This window comes from Pseudomonas sp. B13(2017), from assembly GCF_002113245.1.
Classification (GTDB): Bacteria; Pseudomonadota; Gammaproteobacteria; order Pseudomonadales; family Pseudomonadaceae; genus Aquipseudomonas; species Aquipseudomonas putida_Z.
This window is the reverse complement of sequence record NZ_NEJX01000059.1, coordinates 1-597: the sequence shown is the minus strand read 5'-3', so window position 1 is coordinate 597 and position 597 is coordinate 1. Positions and strand designations below refer to the sequence as shown.

The 597-nt window shown below is 65.2% G+C and carries 1 protein-coding gene; it reads left to right on the top strand.

Translation table 11 applies throughout. The features are described from left to right. Window positions 1-597: DUF5801 repeats-in-toxin domain-containing protein (locus tag CAG44_RS27375; RefSeq protein ID WP_256576768.1), on the top strand; the 597-nt coding region annotated here is incomplete at both ends.

Here is a 597-nt window from a genome sequence, read left to right as displayed (position 1 = left end):
CTGGTGACCTTGACCGCGACCAAGACCGACAAGGACGGCGACAGCGCCCAGGCCACCCTCAACATCGGCCAAAACCTGGTGTTCAAGGATGACGGCCCAAGCATCAGCACCACCGGCACGGAACCAGTCCTGACCGTCGATGAAACGGACCTGACGACGGACGCCACCCAGAGCTTAGCCGCCAACTTCACCTCGGCCTTCGGCGCCGATGGCGCCGGTACGCTCACCTACGCCCTGGGCGTGGTGGTAGGCGCTTCCGGCCTGACCGACACGGCTACCGGCTCGGCAGTCAACCTGTCGCTCAACGGCACTGTGGTGGAAGGCCGTTCGGCCGTCGGCAACCACCTGGTGTTCACCGTCAGCGTCGCCAGCAACGGCGAGGTCACCCTCGACCAGCTTCGTGCCGTCGTACACCCAGACACCAACGACCCCAATGACTCGCAGACCCTGACCGCCGACAACCTGGTGACCTTGACCGCGACCAAGACCGACAAGGACGGCGACAGCGCCCAGGCCACCCTCAACATCGGCCAGAACCTGGTGTTCAAGGATGACGGCCCGAGCATCAGCACCACCGGCACGGAACCAGTCCTGACC